We start from the raw sequence: 19,841 nt of genomic DNA, 5'->3' as shown, positions 1-19,841 counted from the left end.
ATTCAGAGTATGTTTCCAATAGTAAACAAAATGAGGGTGGAATCAATAAATATCATAGAAGAAAATATAGGATATTGCACAATACAATATTAATATTTACTCTAACTTATTGTATTTTGGTGATAATGACTGTTGATTTATGAATTTTGTCATGGTTTTTCTGTGTTTCCAATAGGAAATAAATTTCTTGCTGATGGGAGGGGTGATGAGTATAGTGAATAAAAACGCATGCTCTGGCCGAGACTATCAAGAGGAATTTGAAATGGGATATTTGTATAACAACTATGATCTACAGGCTTTCTTCTCAACCAACCTATCAAATACTGATGGTGTAGTTTTCTCTGCCATCGAATCAGAGTTACAGCGTCAAAATAATCAAATTGAGTTGATAGCATCGGAAAACATTGTGTCCAAAGCCGTGATGCAAGCTCAAGGCACATGTTTAACCAATAAGTATGCAGAAGGTTATCCGGGTAGGCGCTATTATGGCGGTTGTGAACATGTGGATGCGGTGGAACATACCGCGATTGAACGAGCAAAGCATCTATTTCGTTGTGAATATGTCAACGTTCAGCCGCATTCTGGTGCCCAAGCCAATGCCGCAGTGATGTTGGCATTGCTGCAACCTGGAGACACCATTCTCGGAATGTCGTTAGATGCTGGTGGGCATCTGACTCATGGCGCTCGTCCTGCGATGTCAGGTAAATGGTTTAATGCAGTACAGTATGGTGTCACGAGAGATACTTTTGAGATTGATTATGAGCAGGTCAGGGAATTGGCTCATCAGTGTAAACCAAAAATTATCATTGCGGGTGGCTCGGCGATTCCTCGTCAGATTAATTTCGCTCATTTTCGTGAGATTGCAGATGAAGTGAATGCTTTGTTAATGGTTGATATGGCGCATATTGCCGGTCTGGTTGCAACAGGAGAACACCCAAGCCCGATACCATTTGCCGATGTGGTGACGACAACAACTCATAAAACCTTACGCGGTCCCCGTGGCGGTATGATTATGACCAATGATATTGAAACTCATAAGAAGATCAATTCGGCGGTTTTTCCTGGTTTGCAAGGAGGCCCGTTAATGCACGTTATCGCGAGTAAAGCCGTTGCGTTGGGGGAGGCATTACAGCCAGAATTTTCACTGTATATTCGTCAAGTTGTTCGTAATGCTAAAGCGCTCGCTCAAGTACTTGCGCAACGTGGTTGTCACATTGTTACTGGTGGGACTGATACACATTTAATGCTTGTTGACCTTCGCCCTAAAGGGTTAAAAGGTAATCAAGTAGAAGCGGCGTTGGAACGTGCGGGTATCACGTGTAATAAGAATGGCATTCCTTTTGACACCGAAAAGCCAACGGTCACGTCAGGCATTCGTTTGGGAACTCCAGCTGGCACTAGTCGAGGGTTTGGCGAAGAGGAATTCAGACAAATTGGTGAATGGATCTGCGATGTTCTTGATGCGTTAGCAAGCTCCACAGAAGATGCCGATGTCGTAGAAGCACACATTAAGAATCAGGTCCAAAAAATGTGTGACAGATTCCCTTTGTACCAATAGTGATTATGTGAAAATGAAAGCAGAAAATTATTTAGAGCAGAGTTTCGCAGTAATCATGCGCGTGAATTGATCCATAAGGTAGCCGTTACGAACTAACTCGATGTAACGGCGAATGATTTCACCAACACAGCTTACGCGCATTTCACCTCAACCGAAACGCTCGTTTTTAGTGCTGAACTAATAATGATCACCGATACGCTTTAACCAAAATAATGCGCCTGTTCGACGCTGAAATCTAAACATATGTTGATATTGATCAAGCAAATAATATTGTTTCCTAGTTAACTACTTTATACACCTTACTAGGAAGTGATACACCTCAAATTATGCAATAAAAGTCCTTTCTCTTTTTTTATGTTTGTTTACTCTGATAGTTAGATAGCTAACTAGTAGGTATCTAACGGTTTGTTGATAGTAGGTTGTTAGTTGGAGAGAAGTAACAACCTGGATATCAACAAATTGAGCATTGATGAGTCACTTAGTATTACCGAGTTGAAAATAAATGAAGCGTTTTACAAAACTAAGCAAACGTATCAAAAATTACAAATTGCTGGTATCTCGTTCTTTAGTCTTTCGAATCTCCTTAATTGTTAAATTTAGTTTCCATGAAGTGAAAAATATGGTCATTAAATAATAAGAGACGTCACACGCATTGTTATGAGATTTAACATTTAGTTATCTCTTTATTTTTTAATTAATCACTTTAGCTTTAATAATTTACATTTAGGACGTATTTAAATGGAACGAACCCCAAGCACATTCAAAGTATTTGCGATATTTTTAATATTTTACTTGTTTGTAGTTTATTACTTCATCATGGCGACAGCTGGCCCTGAAAGTATGAACCTTATCTTACCGTCACTGGAACAAAAATTTGGTTGGAACCCGAGCGACGTTGTTGCCAAAGTATCTATTGTGAAATTGCTTGCCGTTATTAGTGGCGTAGTTCTTAGCACGCTTATGGTTAAAAAGGGGATTAGAAATGTAACTGCCCCAAGTATTACTTTGGTTGGTCTGGCAATTGCTGGAATGGGCATGTCGCAGACCATGGGGCAGTTTGTTGCTGCCAACATTATTATTGGTATTTTTACACCTGCAATATTCATATCTCAAGGCGCTTTGATCTCGAATTGGTTTGTCCGAAATCGTGGGAAAGCATTTGGGATTGTCACCATAGCTGCGCCTTTTAGTACTGCTACGTTTACACCGATCGGCTACCACTTGATTGAGCATTTTAGTTTTACTGCACTATATACAAGTGTCGGTGCCATTTTCACTGCCATGGGATTGATTGGATTTTTTGTTATAAAAGACGCACCAGAGCAGGTTGGTCTTGACCCAGATGGTATCCCGTTTACGGAAGTGGAACTCAAACAAATCAAAGCAATGCGCGAATTTAAATCAAAATGGTCATTAGTTAAGGTATTAAAAACTAAGGAAATATGGTTTTACTGTTTTGGTTGGGGGTTTGTCACCATCGTGAATCTTGGATTAGTCGTCCAAATCGTGCCGGTGCTCACATCTGGTGGCATCGAGGTCAATAAAGCATTACTTATGATGACGGTAGCGTCTCTTATGGGGATCCCTCTAACGTATTTTTGGGGATGGTTTAGCGACAAAGTTGGCACAACAAAAGCGTGTGTTGTCTTTGCTGTAATTACTATTTTCGGTCCTATTGGCTTTGCATTTGGTTCGGCTGAAAGCATTGGATATTACTACCTATCAATACTCTGCATTGCTATTGGGACTGGTGGAACTCCGAACTTAATGCCATCTCATCTAGCCTACTTGGTTGGTCGAAGAGAGTTCCTAAATGTAAATCGCTATTGGATCATATTTCAGTCACTCGCGATTAGTTTCGCGTTTGCTTACGTACCGATTATGTTTGGGATTTTGGGTTCTTACGAAACCGTTTTCCTTCTTCTAGCGCCGTTCTCGATATTAGCAGCGGTGTTATTTGCTTTCACAGGTAAAACCCATGATGCAGAGAATATGGAAGTTGATAAAGAGCGTGAAAGAAATAATGCAAAGCTAAAAGTGGGGCAAGCAATAACCGAATAAGCTAGCGTGGAAAATTGAGTACATTGAAATATTTTCTGTACTCGATTTTTAACTCAATCTAGCCTTTTAAAATTTAAAATGGTTTTTATAAGTTTAATTTTAACTATATCGATGAACTTTATTTGTTCTTAAAAAACAATGTTGTTAAAGCTTGTTAGTACAATTGTTAAATTTTATAAACTGTAAATTTTTGTTCTTATTTGGAATTAATAGCCAGTCGAATTTAAATATTTTTGGTTATTAGATTTCTACGACAAATAAAGAGGATTTATGCCAGTAGCGAGTATTGACCAAGAGCTATGTATTGGATGCGGAACGTGTATTGAGTCTTGTCCAATGGATGTCTTTCGCTTGGATACATCAAGTCGTCGAATTGAAGTATCTCCGTGTAGTAATGATTGCTCATTAGGACTTGACCAACGGGAATATCACAACTTAATGAAGCAAGGCAGGATGAATGAAGCCGCTACTATACTGCAGCAACGTCACCCTATGCCTTCCATCACTGGTCGAGTTTGCCCTCATCCATGTGAAAGCAACTGTACCCGGCAACAAGTTGACAGCCCAATTAACATTAATGGTCTAGAGCAGTACCTAGGTGATTACATGTTGAATAATATTACGGCGGGTGGAAATGGCTCAGGAGATAAAGTGGCCGTTATTGGGTCAGGTCCCGCTGGATTGAGTGCTGCATTTAATCTCGCACAAAATGGTTATCAAGTAACAGTATTTGAAAAAGACCCTAAACCTGGTGGACTTTTACAATACTCAATTCCTGCATTTCGTCTTCCTAATGAAACCATCGAAGCGCAAATAAACTATTACAAAGCGATGGGTATCGAGTTTCGTCTCGGGACCCAAGTCGGTAAGGATGTTTCGAAGAATCAACTAGAAGCCGAGGGCTTTAAAGCCTTTATCGCAACAGTTGGTGCCGCTAAACCTATGACGCTAGATGTTCCTGGTTGTCATGCTGCAAATATCACCAGCGCGATTCAATTTCTTAAAGATGCCCGTACTGACGTTTCTCAAAATATACCAACGAAAGTTGCGGTGATAGGTGGTGGGTCTGTATCTCTTGATGCCGCAAGAACCGCGTTACGTATAGGCGCGAAAGAAGTTCATGTGGTTTGTTTAGAACGCATTCAACCAGGTCACAAAGATACCATGCTGGCGTTGACCGAAGAAATTGAAGAATGCCACGAAGAAGGCATTATCTTCCATACTCAGCGTTCGGTAAAAGCATTCAAGTTAAACAAGGATCAAGTGCACGCCATTTCTCTGGTTGAGTGTTCCTCTGTGCGTAATGAAGACCGCAGTTTTAATCCTTGTATTGGCAGTGATGTTGTCGAAGAACTAGTCGTAGATGGCATCATCATGGCTATTGGTCAAACTGCCGATGGTGAGCTGGTTCCGACAGATTTTAATACAACTCAACGCGGTTTTATCAATGCAGACAGTAAAACGTTGCAGGTTTCTAACAACCTATTTGCCGCGGGAGATGGGGTTACCGGTCCAACAACGGTCGTCCGAGCTTTAGCTTCGGGAAAACGGGTTGCTGCGGTTGTTGATCAATATCTCAAAGGTGAAGAGTTAGCCGTTGGTCTTGATATAGAGCGTCCTATGTCTAAGGATGTACCTGAAAATCACAACCTCTACACCGACGTTCGCCAAGAGCGCAATAAGACGTGTGCACAAGAACGGATCAATAATTTCAAAGAAACATCGCAAAACCTTACTAGAGCTCAAGTCCAACGTGAATCTGAACGCTGTCTCACTTGTGGTAGTCGTTCAACCATCGCCGCTGTCGATGATTGCCAGGTGTGTCGCTTGTGTGCTCATTACTGCCCGGCAGACTGTATTGAAATCACCGATGGTGCTTATATGACCTCGTTACACAATTTTGATGTCGTGCAGCTTGGCACCGCATTAGCAGATAAGTAGGAGTTCAGTCATGAAAAAGAAACAAGATCTTGAGCTAATTACGTTAGAAACCGATGTGTTAGTTGTCGGTGGTGGTTTTGCTGGTTGCTTTGCTTCGATTAAAGCGGCAGAGGCCGGTGCTAATGTGATTATGGCGGTTAAGGGACGTACCGGTCGATCGGGTTTAACACCTTGGGCAAACTCTTGGTTTGTATGGGATGACTTTGATGGTGCGCTAACCCGAGAAGATTACATTAAGCAATTTGTATTGTCAGGCGAGTACCTTAATAACTTAGATTTTTCCAATCTGTTGATGGACGAATCGATGGATCGTTTGTTAGAACTTCAATCTTGGGGCACTAAAACAGGGCTTACCCATGAACATGAAGGTGGACGTCCATATTACTACCAACCGGGATCAGTATCACGTTCGGTAGAGCATGTTGGTGGTGGTGACCCAATGCGTCGTAAAGCGCTCGAGGTTGGCGTCGAAATGCTTGAACGCGTCATGTTTGTCGAGTTACTTAAAGATGAAGATAAGGTTATTGGCGGGATAGGGTTCCATATGGAATCGGGGCAACCTTATGCTGTATTAGCTAAAGCGACTATCCTCTGTACCGGACCATCGTCGCTTAAACCAGTAGGAATGGGCTACCCATGTAGTTCGGCAACGGCTGATGGTGATGCAATGGCCATTCGTGCCGGTGCTCAAATTTCAGGCAAAGAGTTCAATGATGCGCACCCATCAATGCCTTATAATTATCTCTATCCAGAAAGAAAAGAGAAAAAAAGCGCACTTAGCTTAGGTGGTGGTCCGCCGAGCCAAGATGGTCCTTTTGATCCAAATAAACTCAATGGTTCTGCTCTAGGTTTAAGAACCGATATGGCAATCGGCTTTGATCGCGGAGGATTTCCTATCCATCCCGATTATGCGCGACCACCAGGGGTCGCTCAAGGCGAGAAGCCGCCTATGGGCATACCTGATGGTTTACCGCCACCGCCTCCAGGGCACCCAGCGGGCGGTCCTCCTCCTTTTAAAGGATTCTCAACCGTCGGGATGGGAAATCACAAAGGAGAAGGTGTTTTCCCTCGAGATATCAATGGACGCTCTAGCGTAGAAGGTCTTTGGGCTGCAGGCGATGCGATGTGTTCGATGCAAAATGGTGCGGGTTATTCAGGCTTTGGTTCCTCATCTTCCGGTTCATCCGTTCAGGGTGCTCGCTCTGGATGGGCTGCCGCGGAATACATTAAAACCCAAGAAGCGCCCAAGCTTACTTCTGAACGTTTGAATGAATACCTGCAAGCTGTGATTTTTCCATACAACAATCGCCAGGGCTATAACCCTAACTGGGTGACGCGTTTGATGCAGGGGATCATGTTCCCTTACTACGTGCTGTATGTAAAAGACCAAGATCGTATGGAGATTGCACTCAAACAGATTAAGTACCTACAAAAGAAATTTGCCAACAATTTAAAAGTCGAAAACTTTCATGAGCTGCGCAACGCACACGAGTGTCGCAACATGTTGCTCAATGCGGAGATGAAATTAATAGCTGGTATGGCTCGTAAAGAGAGCCGAGGTACTCACTATCGAGAGGATTACCCATACCGAGATGACAAGAACTTCCTTGCGTGGGTGACACTCACTTTAAATGAGGGTGGTCATGTTGAGTCTGATTTGGAGAAAATCCCCGAGAAATGGCACCCATCTCCAGAGTTAAGTTATCGCGAGAAATACAATTTCGCGTTTCCTGAAGAAGAACAATATATTGAAGAGCTTGGGCTAAGTTAACCGAGATTTGTTCTACCAACGCTCTGAAGTGTTTGTTTAGTAATACTGCCATTTTCGCCCAGTTATGCTGGGCGATTTTTTATACTATTGCGATTATTGATAGCTTTATTGGTACTGAGTTCTAATAGTTATTTATGAAATCGCAGAGTTTTTAACTATGCATTTTTTATAGCAAAATCTCTCAGAAACTCTGTTAGAGTTGTTACATCTGAAAGAGTTATACCGTTATACAAGCTTGCTCTAAGATAATCTCCAACGCCAAAGGGTGTTAGTGTTCGTAAACCCACTATTCCTTTTTCCCAGCTTTCGATTAGAAATTTGTTAGTGAGTTCCTCATTGCCACCATTTACATTGAAAGGAACATTCATACGACTGCGTAGGTTTTTATCCACTATTGGGGTGCCATAGAAACCATTGGAACTGTCGATCACGTCGTAAAGAACGTTTGACTTCGCGATAGAGCGTTGTTCACAAGCATCAACACCACCATTTTGTTCGAGCCAATCCATTAAAAAGCCTACAACCTCGATATTGAATGTTGCAGGTGTATTCCATAAGTTCCCAGTATCACTGCTGATCGTATAGTTAAATACGCCTGGACACAGTGGTGATGCATTGCCTAACAGATCTTTACGAATAACCGTCATTGTCAAGCCTGGATGTCCGATATTTTTAGATGCACAGGCAAATAGCACACCAACATTCGCATTAATCCAATCTATCGGTTTGGTTGAGAAATCAGAGCTGGCATCGATGACCAACGGAATATGTTGGCGAGATTCTGGTAGTTTAGGTAAGCGGTAAAGCTCGATACCATTTACCGTTTCATTAGAGCAGAGGTAAAGGTATTTGCTCTTCGAATCAATTGCGTCTTCAGTGAGTTCCGGAAAAGTGGTGTATGTACCTGTACTGGGATCTTGTGCATCTATCGTTTGAACATTGCAGTATCTCCCAGCCTCATCTCTTCCTCGTGCAGACCAAGTACCGTTGACAACATACGTTGCAATATCCGACTGGTTCTGACAAAGGTTGAGAGGAAGAGCGGCAAACTGCCCATGACCACCGCCATGAGTAAACAGGATTGCGTAGTCATCGGGTATTTTCATTACACGTCTAGTCGTGGCTAAGGTGTTATCTAAGATTTTCTGGAACTCTGGTGCACGATGAGACATTGCGAGCGATGTAATCCCAGTAGTTTGAAAGCTTGCTGCAATCTTCGCTTCAACATCCTTCGGCAGTCCGGTTGGACCTGGGCTAAAGTTGATTACCGCATCAGAGGGTGCGGTTGAGCTAAGGGCACCAATAAGAGCTGGATGATTGTGTATGTCCATATGCTTTTCTTCCATAGTTTTCTCAATTTATCTTACTTAATACGTAGTTAATTCATTTTTTGAATTGAAGCGCTAATGCCAAATATCGCAACCATTGTCATAATAGGGAGCGCAAAATGCTTGAGCGATTTGGGAGGGTAGCGATTGAACATAGACTGTCCAACTTTAACCATTATTAATGTAGGCACTAGCAGAGTTAATAGTAGAGTGGTGATACGCCAATCTATAAGTCCTCCTGTGAACAGGGCGATAAGTGCTAACGTTTCACTGATAATGAAAAACAGAATCATTGTTGCTCTTTGTGTAGCGGGAGCAAGAGAACTTGAGAGCATGTAGCTGACAATCATTGGTCCACCGACAGAAGCTCCAGCTGTACCAATGCCACTTGCCAACCCAAAAGTCAGTTTCGTCCATAATGAATCTGCATTCTGTAAACGAAAATCAAAAATTAGGATCAAGGCAAAAATTAAGATGACTAAACAAATTAAAAATTTTAGTAATTCTGGGGGGACAAGGATAAGCAAGCTGAACCCAATAGGGATACCAACCAATGAGCCTAATGTAAGTATTTTAAAGGTAGCTATTTCCGCTTGCTGACGAGCTTGCTTCCACAAGCTAATGCTGCAGAGTAAATCGAGCCCAAGTATAATCGGTATACTTTGTTGAGGAGTCAGAAAAAGATTCATCCCAACCACTGCAATAGCCGCAAAACCAAAACCAGCATAGCCTCGAACCAACGCAGCGAATGCGACAACCGGCATTATTATCCATAAAGATTCGTGCACGAAGATTCATCCTGTTCTTATTGTTTTAAAATTTATATTGGGTTTCATCACGAAGTTGGTGGCATGTTTGCGCCAACTTTGAGCGTTGGTTTGGTTGATATGCCGCAAGCAATTGTTGCGACATAGAGAAAATACGACTTGATATTGCTATTAGTATCCTTTCCAAGGGACTAATTTGGTCTCAAGGTAACGCATAAATAGATCAAAGGAGTAGGCGACAACACCAATTATAATAATGCCTGCAATAACGACATCGGTAACTAAGAACTCTGCGGCGTTTAACACCATATAGCCAATACCTGCTTCAGCCGCCACCATTTCACTGGCTACCAATGTTGTCCACCCGAAGCCGATACCAATGCGTAGTCCAGTTAATATTTCAGGCATCGCGCTTTTGATAATGACGTGGTAGAGAACTTGAGATTTCGAGGCACCCATAGAGTATGCCGCTTGTATCTGTTCACTTTTGGCGGATGAGACCCCAGCACGTGCGCTTAGAGCAATCGGTGCAAACATCGCCAAATAGATAAGTGTTATTTTGCTAGTTTCATCAATACCTAGCCAAATAATCACCAAAGGTAGATATGCCAAAGGAGGTAACGGACGGTAGAATTCAATTAATGGATCGAATATACCTCGGACCCATACATTGCATCCAATTAAGATACCAACGGGTACCGCAGTAATAACCGCAAATATAAAGGCTCCGAATACTCGCGTTAAACTTGCTGACATATGTTGACCGAGAGATACTCCGGCAAACCCTTCTGTCCATAGATCACCAAATCGAGCCATCACATCGAAGGGAGAGGGAAGAAACAAAGGCTTAATCAATCCTCCTTCTGTTACTGCCGCCCAAAGTAAAATAAAACTTATTGCGGAAATTACAGAAACGATACGGGAGTTACCTTGTCCTGGTTCACCATAATAATCACCGGGTGTCAGAGTATAGTCTTTGAGCTTTTTAAATAATGTGTTCATTTGAGGCTCGGTAGAAGACGTTTCTTCCGTATAAGATTTTACTGGCGTATACGTTACTTCTTTTAATTCTGTAGTCGTTTGTTTGTTTTTTATCTCGACGTTTTTTTGAGTACTCATGCTGCCTCCTCAGAATTTTCATCCTGATGAATGATCGAAAGAATTTTTTCTCGCATTTCAATAAAATCAGGCATTGATTTTACTTTGCGAGCATCACGACACTCTAAGAATCGTCTATTAAAATCTAGTTCGAAACTGTGTGTTATTCGTCCCGGTCTCGGCGACATGACAATAAGGCGGGAAGCCATAAATAAAGCTTCTTCTACGCTATGAGTAATGAAAAACATCATTTTGTTTGTCGTTTCCCAAGCATCAAGAAGTAACTCTTGCAAGACTTCTCTAGTTAGGGAGTCCAACGCTCCCAATGGTTCATCCAATAATAAGATACTTGGATCGTTAGTCAGCGCACGTGCAATACCGACGCGTTGTTGCATGCCACCAGACAGTTGATAAATCTTATGATGGTGGAAGTCTTCAAGTCCTACCAATTTTAGATATTTTTCAGCACGCTCTATACGTTCTGCTTTACTAAAGCCTTGTAGCTTGAGACCAAACGCCGTATTTTCAATAACATTCAACCAAGGAAATAACGCATTTTTTTGGAACACGACTCCACGCTCTGCTCCTGGGCCAACGATTTGGTCACCAATATCTCGGCCCATCTGAACACGAGGAAAACCATCAATATTTGAGCTTCCTAATGTTAAATACCCCGTTGTTGGTTGAATAAACCCAGCCATAAGATTGAGGAGCGTCGTTTTTCCACAGCCAGATGCGCCTAACGCAACGACTAAATCGCCTTGTTCTATTTCCAAATTGACACCGGAAAGAGCCGTTACCGGGTCACCGCCTTGACGGTCTTTATAGATAACTGATACATCCTGTATCTTTAACTGCTTTTTATCTGACATCGTTCTCTCCCTGAATGTGCTGTTATTCATATGCTGGGTATTTCTAGTTTTTTACGCCCCTCCTATCAGACTATGCTGATTAGGAGGGGCGTACGCAAAATCAGCAGTGATTACATTGATGCTTCTTTTGCTTTCATTGCAAACGTTGGGTTTACGTATAAGCTATAGTCGGGTTGTAACTCTGTGATTTTCTTTTCTTTTAATAGAAATTCAGATGTTGATTTTATCGCTTGAGTTGCACCACCTTCAGCGCCACATCCTAACCACTGACATGATAGCTGTGCGTCAAAATCCAAGAACTCATAGAGTTTCATAGCTTCTAGAGCACCTTGAGGATCTCCACCAGCAATCTTCGCTACTGAAATAGCAATTGGAGATTCGGCTGTCATACTGTCTTTACCTGCGATATATTCTGCATCAACACCTTGAAGTGTCTTTAAAAACTCAACGACAAATTCTTCATTTTCCGATGTGAATTGTTTGCTTGCGATCATGCCGTCAAATGTAGGTTTACCCCAAGAGCTAAGTTCTTTAGAGGTTACCAATACCTTCCCATCTGCCTTGATTTTCGCCAATGCTGGATCCCAAATAAACGCACCATCGATATCACCTCGAATCCACGCGGCCATAATAGAATTAGGCTGCATGTTGATGAGTTTTACTTCTTTTTCAGATAAACCGAATTGCTCAAGAGCAAACAACATGTGGAAGTGAGTGGTTGATACAAACGGAACGGCAATTTTCTTACCAACCATGTCAGCAGGAGCAATAATGCCGCTACCATTCCGCACGACTAAGGCTTCCGCTTCAGCGATGTTTTCCATCACCCAAATTAGCTCCATTTCGATGCCTTTACTTGCTGCACTCGCAATTGGGCTAGATCCTGCAACTGTCATATCTACTGCACCAGCTGCCATAGCTGTGATAGCTTTTGCGCCAGAATCGAATTTGCGCCATTTAATTTCATAACCTGTTTTCTCTTCGAACAACTTAGTATCAATGGCATATTTCATCGGGTTATACATACTTTGGTAACCAATGGTTACTTCTTTCGCTGCCATAGCTGAGAGTGAGAAGAGCATGGTAGAAGCAAGCGCTACCGACTTCACTAATTTAGATTTCATAAACATACTTGTCATGGTTGTCACATCCTCTTTGTGTTGATTACCTTTATAGAATACTGATTACAATAGGGCCAAAGTAGAGCCAAATTTAATCTTTATTGGGCCAGTTTCGCACTGTTCTGGCGCACTTTATCGGTGCAATAAACGTGCGCTTTGTTAAAGAAAGATTGTGAATTAGGTCTCTTATTCGATAGTGATGATCAAAAAAGTCCTTCGGTAACATACCAAAGGACTTTTCATGTTGTTTACAGCATTTTTACTGAGTATATAACGAAACTTATTAAGATTGACGCATCGATTTCGCTAATATATCAATAATACTATCGACTTGTGACTGAGTTATCGTTAACGCTGGGCTGAAACATAATGTATTATTGAACTGTACGAATGAGCGATTAGTACGCCCTATAATTAAGCCATTTTTCATGCATTTAGCCGCTATGCCTGCCGCGATGGATTCATCTACTGGCTCTTTGGTTTCTCGATTTTTAACCAATTCAATACCTAGAAATAACCCTTTGCCACGCACTTCACCAATGATTGGAAATTCGTGTTTAAGACCTTCAAGTTTAGTAAGCATGTATTCGCCCATATGAGCTGCATTTTCGACTAGGTTTTCTTCCTCAATTATTCGTATATTTTCTAATGCCGCTGCTGGTCCTGCTGTACATCCACCAAAAGTACTGATATCACGAAAGTAACTTTCTTTATCCGCTGGGTCATCTTTAAATAAGGTGAATACTTCCTCAGTTGTAACAGTACAAGATATTGCGGCATAACCAGAAGCGACACCCTTGGCCATAGTAACAATATCCGGTTTTACACCATAATGTTGATACCCAAACCATTTCCCAGTACGGCCTAATCCGCATACAACCTCATCGATGTGCAGTAAAATATCGTATTGACGACAAATACGTTCAATTTCCTTGAAATAACCTTTTGGAGGTGTGATCACACCGCCACCGGCAGTAATAGGTTCTAATACAACGGCACCGACAGTTTCTGGTCCTTCGCGTAGAATGACGTCTTCAAAGGCTTTGGCAGCTCTAATCCCGTAATCTTCAACGTCACCAAATTGGCTTCGGTATTCGCAACAGTGAGGAAATTCGACGAATCCAGGCACAAATGGACCATACTGGTTCTTTCTTTGTTCCTGGCCGGTAGAGCTTAAGCACGCAATTGTGGTTCCATGGTAATCTCTTTCACGAAAAAGGATTTTATGTTTCTTTCCTCCATATTTTCTGTGGGCAATTTGTCGAACCATTTTATAAGCTTTTTCATTGGCTTCAGAACCAGAATTAGAAAAGTAGACGCGCGCCATATTGGGCATTTTTTCTAATAGTTTTGCCGCAAATTGCGCCCCGACTGGTGTCCCTGTCGTTCCAGCAAAAAAGTTTAATTTTACTAATTGTGCTCGTACTGCATCGGCGATACTTGTTCGCCCATAACCTACGTTTACCGACCACACACCGCCAGAAGATGCATCCAAATATCTATTCCCTTTAATATCCCAAACATATAAACCACTGCCATGTTCCATCATCATAGGAGTTTGATCATCGTAACTTGCGTGTTGTGTAAGGTGGTGCCAAACCGTCGTTTTATTCATCTCGAGGATTTGTTCAGTAGTCATATCGTCCATTAGGAGCCTCCATGCGTTTTCATACCAGATTAAGGTAGTCGCTTATCTGGAAAGTCCATAGAGCCAGCTATATTTATTTGTTGGTACAGATAAGAAAATCATCAGACTTTAGTCGGCATGTTTTCTGCAGAGTACAAAAATATAGTCCTCCGTGTATTGGAATCGTTATGAAAAATGAACACTTGATACATATTCAATTCACTCCTGAACGTAGCCTTCAAGAACAAATTAGAGAGCATCTAATTGAAAATATTCGACAGGGAATTTTTGCCAATAATGCGTTGCCTTCTTGCAGGAAAATGGCCTCAATGCTGCGTGTATCAAGGAACACAATTGTATTGGTCTACGATCGCTTGGTGGATGAAGGATACTTATTTTCACATGAACGCAGTGGATATTATGCGACCGAAGCTGCGAGTAATCTAAATGAGTTAGCGGCACCACCACCACAGAATAATACAGAGGCGTATAATGCGAAACCTGCACAATTTTGGCGCGCTCGCTTTAAAACCGACCTCGAATCTCAGCGAAATATTGAAAAGCCCAGAAACTGGAAGCAGTTTCCATATCCGTTTCTTTTTGGTCAACCTGACCATTCGCTTTTCCCGTTAGCACATTGGCGCGAGTGTGGTCGATTAGCACAACGAGGTAGCGTTATAAAAGACTGGATTTCAGATTCGATCGATAGTGATGACCCAATGTTGGTTAAACAGTTGCAAGCGAATGTATTGAGTAAACGAGGGATCAGTGCAAAGCCAGAAGAAATTTTAATTACCATCGGGACACAAAATTCTCTGTATCTATTAGCCAACCTTTTGGCAGACAAACAGACAACGTTTGGAATCGAAGACCCAGGCTACCCAGATGTACGAAATATTTTTGCTCATCATGGTGCGCATATCCAGACCTTACCGTTGGACCAGCAGGGGTTAAAAATTTCAACGAAGTTGGCCAGTTGTAATCTGATTTATACAACACCTAGCCACCAAGTTCCGACCAATGTCACTATGTCAATGAAACGTCGAGAGAAACTACTTGAATTCGCAGAAGAAAAAGATCTGATCATTATTGAAGATGATTACGATAGTGAGATTAATTTGGTTAGTCAGCCATCTCCTTCGTTAAAAAGCTTGGATAAAAATGGTCGGGTAGTTTATGTGGGTAGCCTATCCAAAACGTTATCTCAGGGTTTAAGAATAGGTTTTATGGTCGCGGATGAAGCGTTAATTGAAGAAGCTCGCAAGCTACGCCGCTTAATGTATCGTCATCCACCAGCCAATAACCAGCGTACTTGTGCACTGTTTATTTCTCTTGGGCATTACGATACTTACCTACGCAAACTGCGTAACAGTTACAAAGAAAAATGGACGGCAATGCGCCAGGCGATTGAAACTTATATGCCCGAGTGTATTACAACCGAAACATTGGGAGACAGTGCCTTTTGGCTTAAGCTTCCAAAACACTATCCCGCAAAAGAGTTTGCTAAACGAGCTCAAGAAATCGGCGTGCTGGTTGAACCTGGCGATATTCATTTTCATCGGTACTCGATACGGTCGGGCAATTACATTCGTATGGGGTATTCGGCAATCGATTTGAACAAAATTGAACCAGGGATTAAGAAATTATCGAGTTTATTTGGAAATATATGATTGAACTGAATTAGCTGGCTCTAAAAAACGAGAAAGCTGGCTCTAATGAAAGCACATAAAACCTGATACGTTCTTTGAGTTCTTTGAGAACAACGTATCAGGTTTTGTATTTTTTAAATTATGTAGATTTACTTCTAAATACAAAATATGTGAATAATTTACGACTCGTAGGAGAGAGGAATGCCCGATCTTATTTTACCCACGGTATTGATAACAGGTGCAACGTCTGGTTTTGGTTTAGCAACGGCGAGAAAATTCGCAGATAACGGGTATCCTTTGATACTTACTGGGCGTCGTGAAGAACGCCTACGAGCTTTGTCTGATGAGCTTTCTTCATTGACCAAAGTCCATGTAGCACCTTTAGACGTGCGCAATTCAGAAGCTGTTGTTGAGATGCTTGATGCGTTACCGGATAAGTTTAAAAATATCGAAATATTAGTCAATAATGCTGGCTTGGCGTTAGGGGCTTCTCCTGCAGATAGCGCGGACCTAGGTGATTGGCATACTATGATTGAAACGAACGTTACAGGGTTAGTTAACGTTACCCACGCTCTTCTATCGACACTAAAAGCTCAACCTAAGGCGAGCATAATTAACCTAGCAAGTATTGCGTCAAATTGGTCTTATCCTGGGGCCCATGTATATGGTGCTACCAAAGCATTTGTTCAACAGTTTTCGCGTAACCTTCGTTGTGACTTTGCGGGAACAGGACTTAGAATCACAAGCTTAGAACCGGGTCTTTCAGAAAGTGAGTTTAGTCTAGTTCGATTTGGAGGTAATCAAGATAAATATAACGATATTTACGAAGGAACAAATGCCATTCAACCGAAAGATATTGCTGATATTATTTTTTGGATCGCTAACCAACCAAGCCATATCAATATTAATAGTATAGAAGTAATGCCAACTAGTCAGGCATGGGATAACTTTAAAGTTGTAAAGCAGAAAGCCACTTAAGTTAGATTAGATGCAGTCAATAGTTTATGTTGCTCAGAATTTCACAAAGTTGACTGTATCTGCTTATACCACGTTCACTTTTTGAATTTCTTTGAATAAGGTTTGAAGTTATGTCGTTCTACTAACCTTAAACATCTTCCTCATAAACAAGAGACAAACCAAACCCTTCTTTAAAGCTAGCGAAAAAGGTTCTCTTGTTTCTTATTCGTTCTACCTGTTCAAGCTTTTTAGTTGGCGCTCTCCACACTTGAATTCCTAGATAAATTAAATATAAACATCCCATTATCTTCATCGTATAAAATAACGAGTGAGATGCCATAATAATTGCACCAAGTCCTAATGCTGAAACTGAAGCCAGAATTACCATTGCAATAAAAATGCCTAACTACTGAATTTTTTACGATTTTACGATAGTAAAAAGAGTCAATTTCATTGATTTTTTGGTGTGACTTTATTAGGAGTTGCAGGCACACTTAAATCTGCAATTAGGGGCAGCATATTTTTAATATGAAGGTTTTAATTAGATCAAAACCTTCATATTGAATAGAAATGTTTCAGATGTATGTTTAATTTATTGGTAGAGAACATAGGAGAGTACTGAGTGATGAGCACAGGAATTATCATTTTCGTTGTTGTCTTAGTCGTGGTCGTAGCATATTTCATTGTGACTTATAACGATTTTATCCGGCTGCGTAATAAAGTGGAAGAGTCCTTTGCAACCATGGATGTTTATATGAAAAAACGCTGGGATCTCATTCCAAATTTAGTTGAGACGGTGAAGGGGTATGCCTCCCATGAACAGGAAACACTTGCTCGCGTTATTGAAGCTCGAAGCATGGCGATGAACTCTTCAGGACAGGCAGAACGACAGACTAACGAAAATGCACTGTTTGCAGGACTTAAAAATTTATTTGCGCTGAGTGAAGCTTATCCAGACTTAAAAGCGAACGAGAACTTCATCAATCTTCAAAACCAGCTCGAAGAAGTTGAAGATGACATCATGCAAGGGCGTAAATACTTCAACGCGGTAGTCAAAGCGTTTAATACCAAACGCGAGCTATTTCCTGCGTCAATTGTTGCGGCGATGATGAAGCTGGAGAAGCGTGATTATTTTGAGATTGACGCTGCTGAACGCAAAAATGTAGAAGTAAAATTCTAATGAATATATTGAGATCGATTTTACTCTTTCTGCTAGTTAGCTTATCCACATGTGCTGCCTATGCCGATGAATACTTTGTTATTGATCATTATCAGGTTGATATCGAGGTATTGGAAAACAATGCCTACAATATTACTGAAGTTATAGAGGTAGATTTCTCGGCACAGCGACATGGTATTTTCCGGGAGATACCATTGCAGTTCGACGATATGCGAGTCGAACTTAGCAATGTTTCCGTACAAAATCATCATTTCACCGTTAATCAAGAGCGCGACTCTGCAACGATACGGATTGGCTCGGTTGATACATATGTTATGGGCGAACAACGTTACGTCATAACTTATACCTATGATGTTGGTGCAGATGCTCTTTCTGATATGGATGAATTTAACCATAACCTGATCGGAAATCAGTGGGGAACCACTATTGCCAATGTTGAATTCAAGGTTCGGTTGCCTAAATCTTTCAACGCTAAAGATATCAACGTTACCTCGGGAGACTTCGGTTCAACGGATAATAGTAAGGTAGAATGGCAAGTAAATGGCAATGTGATTTCTGGCCGTACCTTGAAGCCGTTAGATCATTATCAAGGACTAACGCTCGCGTTGCCTCTACCTGAAGGTTATTGGGTCGGTGCGGTGAAACACCGAGAACCAGATTGGTTGCTCTCCCTTATCCTAGGTTATCCCCTGTATTTACTGGTTATTCTCATTTCAGCGGCTATTTGGTATTTAAAGGGGCGAGATAATACATTGTTTCCTACTGTTGAGTTTGATCCTCCACAAGGTATGACTCCTGCTGAAATTGGGTATGTTATTGATGGCCGAGTGGATAATGAAGACGTGACGTCGTTGATTATTTATTGGGCTGAGAAAGGGTACCTAGAGATTGAAGATGATTCAGTGACGGGGTCACGATTTAAGGATAAATCACTTAGACTGACACGATTAAAGAGACTCGGTAACGATGCAAAAGATTATGAAAAAACGCTGTTTGCCAAACTGTTTCAATACGGTGATGGAAACTCTGTTTCGACGCTCGACTTAACGCATAAGTTTTACACTACTGTGCGTCAGGTGAAAAAGGAGATCACTAAGAGCTTTACTGATCATAAGCAACGCAGAATATATGCGAAAGGTACGGAGCGTTACAGCCGGTTAACCACCGTACTTGCGGCCTTACCGATCATCACGTTACTGTTTCAAGGCTTTTTAGATTTTATGGGTGATCTGGTGCCAGCACTTATATTTTCTATCCCTTTTAGTTTGTTCCTCGTGATTCCGAGTTTAACACTTGGAGCTGTTCTCTCCGGTGAAGGGAAGAAACGCAATATTATATTTGTTGCGATTTTCGGTGGCTTCTCATTAGTCTTCTTCGCGATACTTTGTACTGTTGAAGGGGATATTTCCTTGGTTCAGTATGGCGTTGCTATTCTTGCGAGCGTAATCACCAGTATTTTTGTTTCGATTATGTCGCGCCGTACTCGATATGGAGACAAGGTACTTGAGCAAGTTCTTGGTTTTAAAGAGTTCATTAAGACGGCGGAAAAAGACAAGCTAGAAGCTTTATTCGAATCAAATCCCTCATATTTCTATAATATTTTACCCTATGCAATGGTTTTTGGACTGAGTGATAAATGGTCAACTCATTTTGAGGGTATGAGTGTGGAGCCACCAAATTGGTATCGTGGCGCAAGCACTTCCGCAATGGGGGCCGTGGCTATTACCAGCACGTTAAATAATCGCTTTAGTTCTATGACTTCGTCGATGACCTCCGCACCTTCTTCAAAAGGGACTAGTGGAAGTTCTTCCTCTGGAGGTTCGTCTGGAGGTGGCTCAGGCGGAGGTGGCGGTGGTAGTTGGTAAGGGAGCCTTGCAAGTAAGTTTGGCGCTTTAATGCGAAAGTAATCGT

The 19,841-nt window shown here is 41.6% G+C and carries 15 protein-coding genes; 8 read left to right on the top strand and 7 right to left on the bottom strand.

The features are described from left to right. Positions 1 to 262 precede the first annotated feature (262 nt). The 4 genes from ACWU4D_RS17460 (at position 263) to ACWU4D_RS17445 (ending at position 7,331) form a co-directional block, all read left to right on the top strand. Entirely contained in the window at positions 263 to 1,558 is a 1,296-nt protein-coding gene (locus ACWU4D_RS17460) for a serine hydroxymethyltransferase (RefSeq protein WP_456052775.1), read from the top strand. A gap of 738 nt (positions 1,559 to 2,296) precedes the next feature. After that, positions 2,297 to 3,619 carry an MFS transporter gene (locus ACWU4D_RS17455; RefSeq protein WP_456052730.1) on the top strand — a complete coding sequence of 441 codons (1,323 nt, stop codon included), beginning with the start codon at positions 2,297 to 2,299 and terminating at the stop codon, positions 3,617 to 3,619. A gap of 270 nt (positions 3,620 to 3,889) precedes the next feature. Next, a complete protein-coding gene (locus tag ACWU4D_RS17450) occupies positions 3,890 to 5,560 on the top strand; it encodes an FAD-dependent oxidoreductase (RefSeq protein ID WP_456052729.1) in 1,671 nt (556 codons plus the stop codon). Positions 5,561 to 5,570: 10 nt separating this feature from the next. Then, positions 5,571 to 7,331, top strand: a complete 1,761-nt coding sequence (locus tag ACWU4D_RS17445; protein WP_456052728.1) for an FAD-binding protein — start codon at positions 5,571 to 5,573, stop codon at positions 7,329 to 7,331. A gap of 155 nt (positions 7,332 to 7,486) precedes the next feature. Here the strand turns inward: ACWU4D_RS17445 and serC are convergent, their stop codons facing one another. From serC to ACWU4D_RS17415, 6 genes are all read right to left on the bottom strand, one after another. Then, positions 7,487 to 8,677 (bottom strand): 3-phosphoserine/phosphohydroxythreonine transaminase, encoded by a 1,191-nt coding sequence (gene serC, locus ACWU4D_RS17440; RefSeq protein WP_456052727.1) that lies wholly within the window; start codon positions 8,675 to 8,677, stop codon positions 7,487 to 7,489. Between the two features lie 32 nt (positions 8,678 to 8,709). Beyond that, positions 8,710 to 9,447 carry a TSUP family transporter gene (locus ACWU4D_RS17435; RefSeq protein WP_456052726.1) on the bottom strand — a complete coding sequence of 246 codons (738 nt, stop codon included), beginning with the start codon at positions 9,445 to 9,447 and terminating at the stop codon, positions 8,710 to 8,712. A 150-nt stretch (positions 9,448 to 9,597) separates the two neighbouring features. After that, the gene (locus ACWU4D_RS17430; protein ID WP_456052725.1) at positions 9,598 to 10,545 is read right to left on the bottom strand and encodes an ABC transporter permease subunit; all 948 of its coding nucleotides are present in this window, start codon (positions 10,543 to 10,545) and stop codon (positions 9,598 to 9,600) included. Next, positions 10,542 to 11,396 carry a taurine ABC transporter ATP-binding protein gene (locus ACWU4D_RS17425; RefSeq protein ID WP_456052724.1) on the bottom strand — a complete coding sequence of 285 codons (855 nt, stop codon included), beginning with the start codon at positions 11,394 to 11,396 and terminating at the stop codon, positions 10,542 to 10,544. The genes ACWU4D_RS17430 and ACWU4D_RS17425 overlap by 4 nt, the downstream gene beginning before the upstream one ends. A gap of 110 nt (positions 11,397 to 11,506) precedes the next feature. Next, on the bottom strand, positions 11,507 to 12,535 hold the full coding sequence (gene tauA, locus ACWU4D_RS17420; protein ID WP_456052723.1) for a taurine ABC transporter substrate-binding protein: 1,029 nt from the start codon (positions 12,533 to 12,535) through the stop codon (positions 11,507 to 11,509). A 265-nt stretch (positions 12,536 to 12,800) separates the two neighbouring features. Further along, complete coding sequence (locus ACWU4D_RS17415; protein WP_456052722.1) at positions 12,801 to 14,165, bottom strand: aminotransferase family protein; 1,365 nt, start codon at positions 14,163 to 14,165, stop codon at positions 12,801 to 12,803. 167 nt (positions 14,166 to 14,332) lie between these two features. Here ACWU4D_RS17415 and pdxR point away from each other — a divergent pair, with 167 nt between their 5' ends. Both pdxR and ACWU4D_RS17405 read left to right on the top strand, forming a co-directional pair. Then, a complete protein-coding gene (gene pdxR / locus ACWU4D_RS17410; RefSeq protein ID WP_456052721.1) occupies positions 14,333 to 15,814 on the top strand; it encodes a MocR-like pyridoxine biosynthesis transcription factor PdxR in 1,482 nt (493 codons plus the stop codon). A 180-nt stretch (positions 15,815 to 15,994) separates the two neighbouring features. Continuing rightward, positions 15,995 to 16,771, top strand: a complete 777-nt coding sequence (locus ACWU4D_RS17405) for an SDR family NAD(P)-dependent oxidoreductase (protein WP_456052720.1) — start codon at positions 15,995 to 15,997, stop codon at positions 16,769 to 16,771. A 127-nt stretch (positions 16,772 to 16,898) separates the two neighbouring features. Here the strand turns inward: ACWU4D_RS17405 and ACWU4D_RS17400 are convergent, their stop codons facing one another. Further along, positions 16,899 to 17,144 carry a LysE family translocator gene (locus ACWU4D_RS17400; protein ID WP_456052774.1) on the bottom strand — a complete coding sequence of 82 codons (246 nt, stop codon included), beginning with the start codon at positions 17,142 to 17,144 and terminating at the stop codon, positions 16,899 to 16,901. A gap of 231 nt (positions 17,145 to 17,375) precedes the next feature. Between ACWU4D_RS17400 and ACWU4D_RS17395 the strand changes: the two genes are divergently transcribed. After that, a complete protein-coding gene (locus ACWU4D_RS17395; protein WP_456052719.1) occupies positions 17,376 to 17,930 on the top strand; it encodes a LemA family protein in 555 nt (184 codons plus the stop codon). After that, on the top strand, positions 17,930 to 19,795 hold the full coding sequence (locus ACWU4D_RS17390) for a DUF2207 domain-containing protein (protein WP_456052718.1): 1,866 nt from the start codon (positions 17,930 to 17,932) through the stop codon (positions 19,793 to 19,795). Before ACWU4D_RS17395 ends, ACWU4D_RS17390 begins: the two co-directional genes overlap by 1 nt. Positions 19,796 to 19,841: the final 46 nt, after the last annotated feature.

The sequence above is a fragment of the Vibrio phycocola genome, from assembly GCF_053850235.1.
Note: the sequence above shows the minus strand (reverse complement) of the source record. Positions and strands in the feature narration are given on the sequence as shown.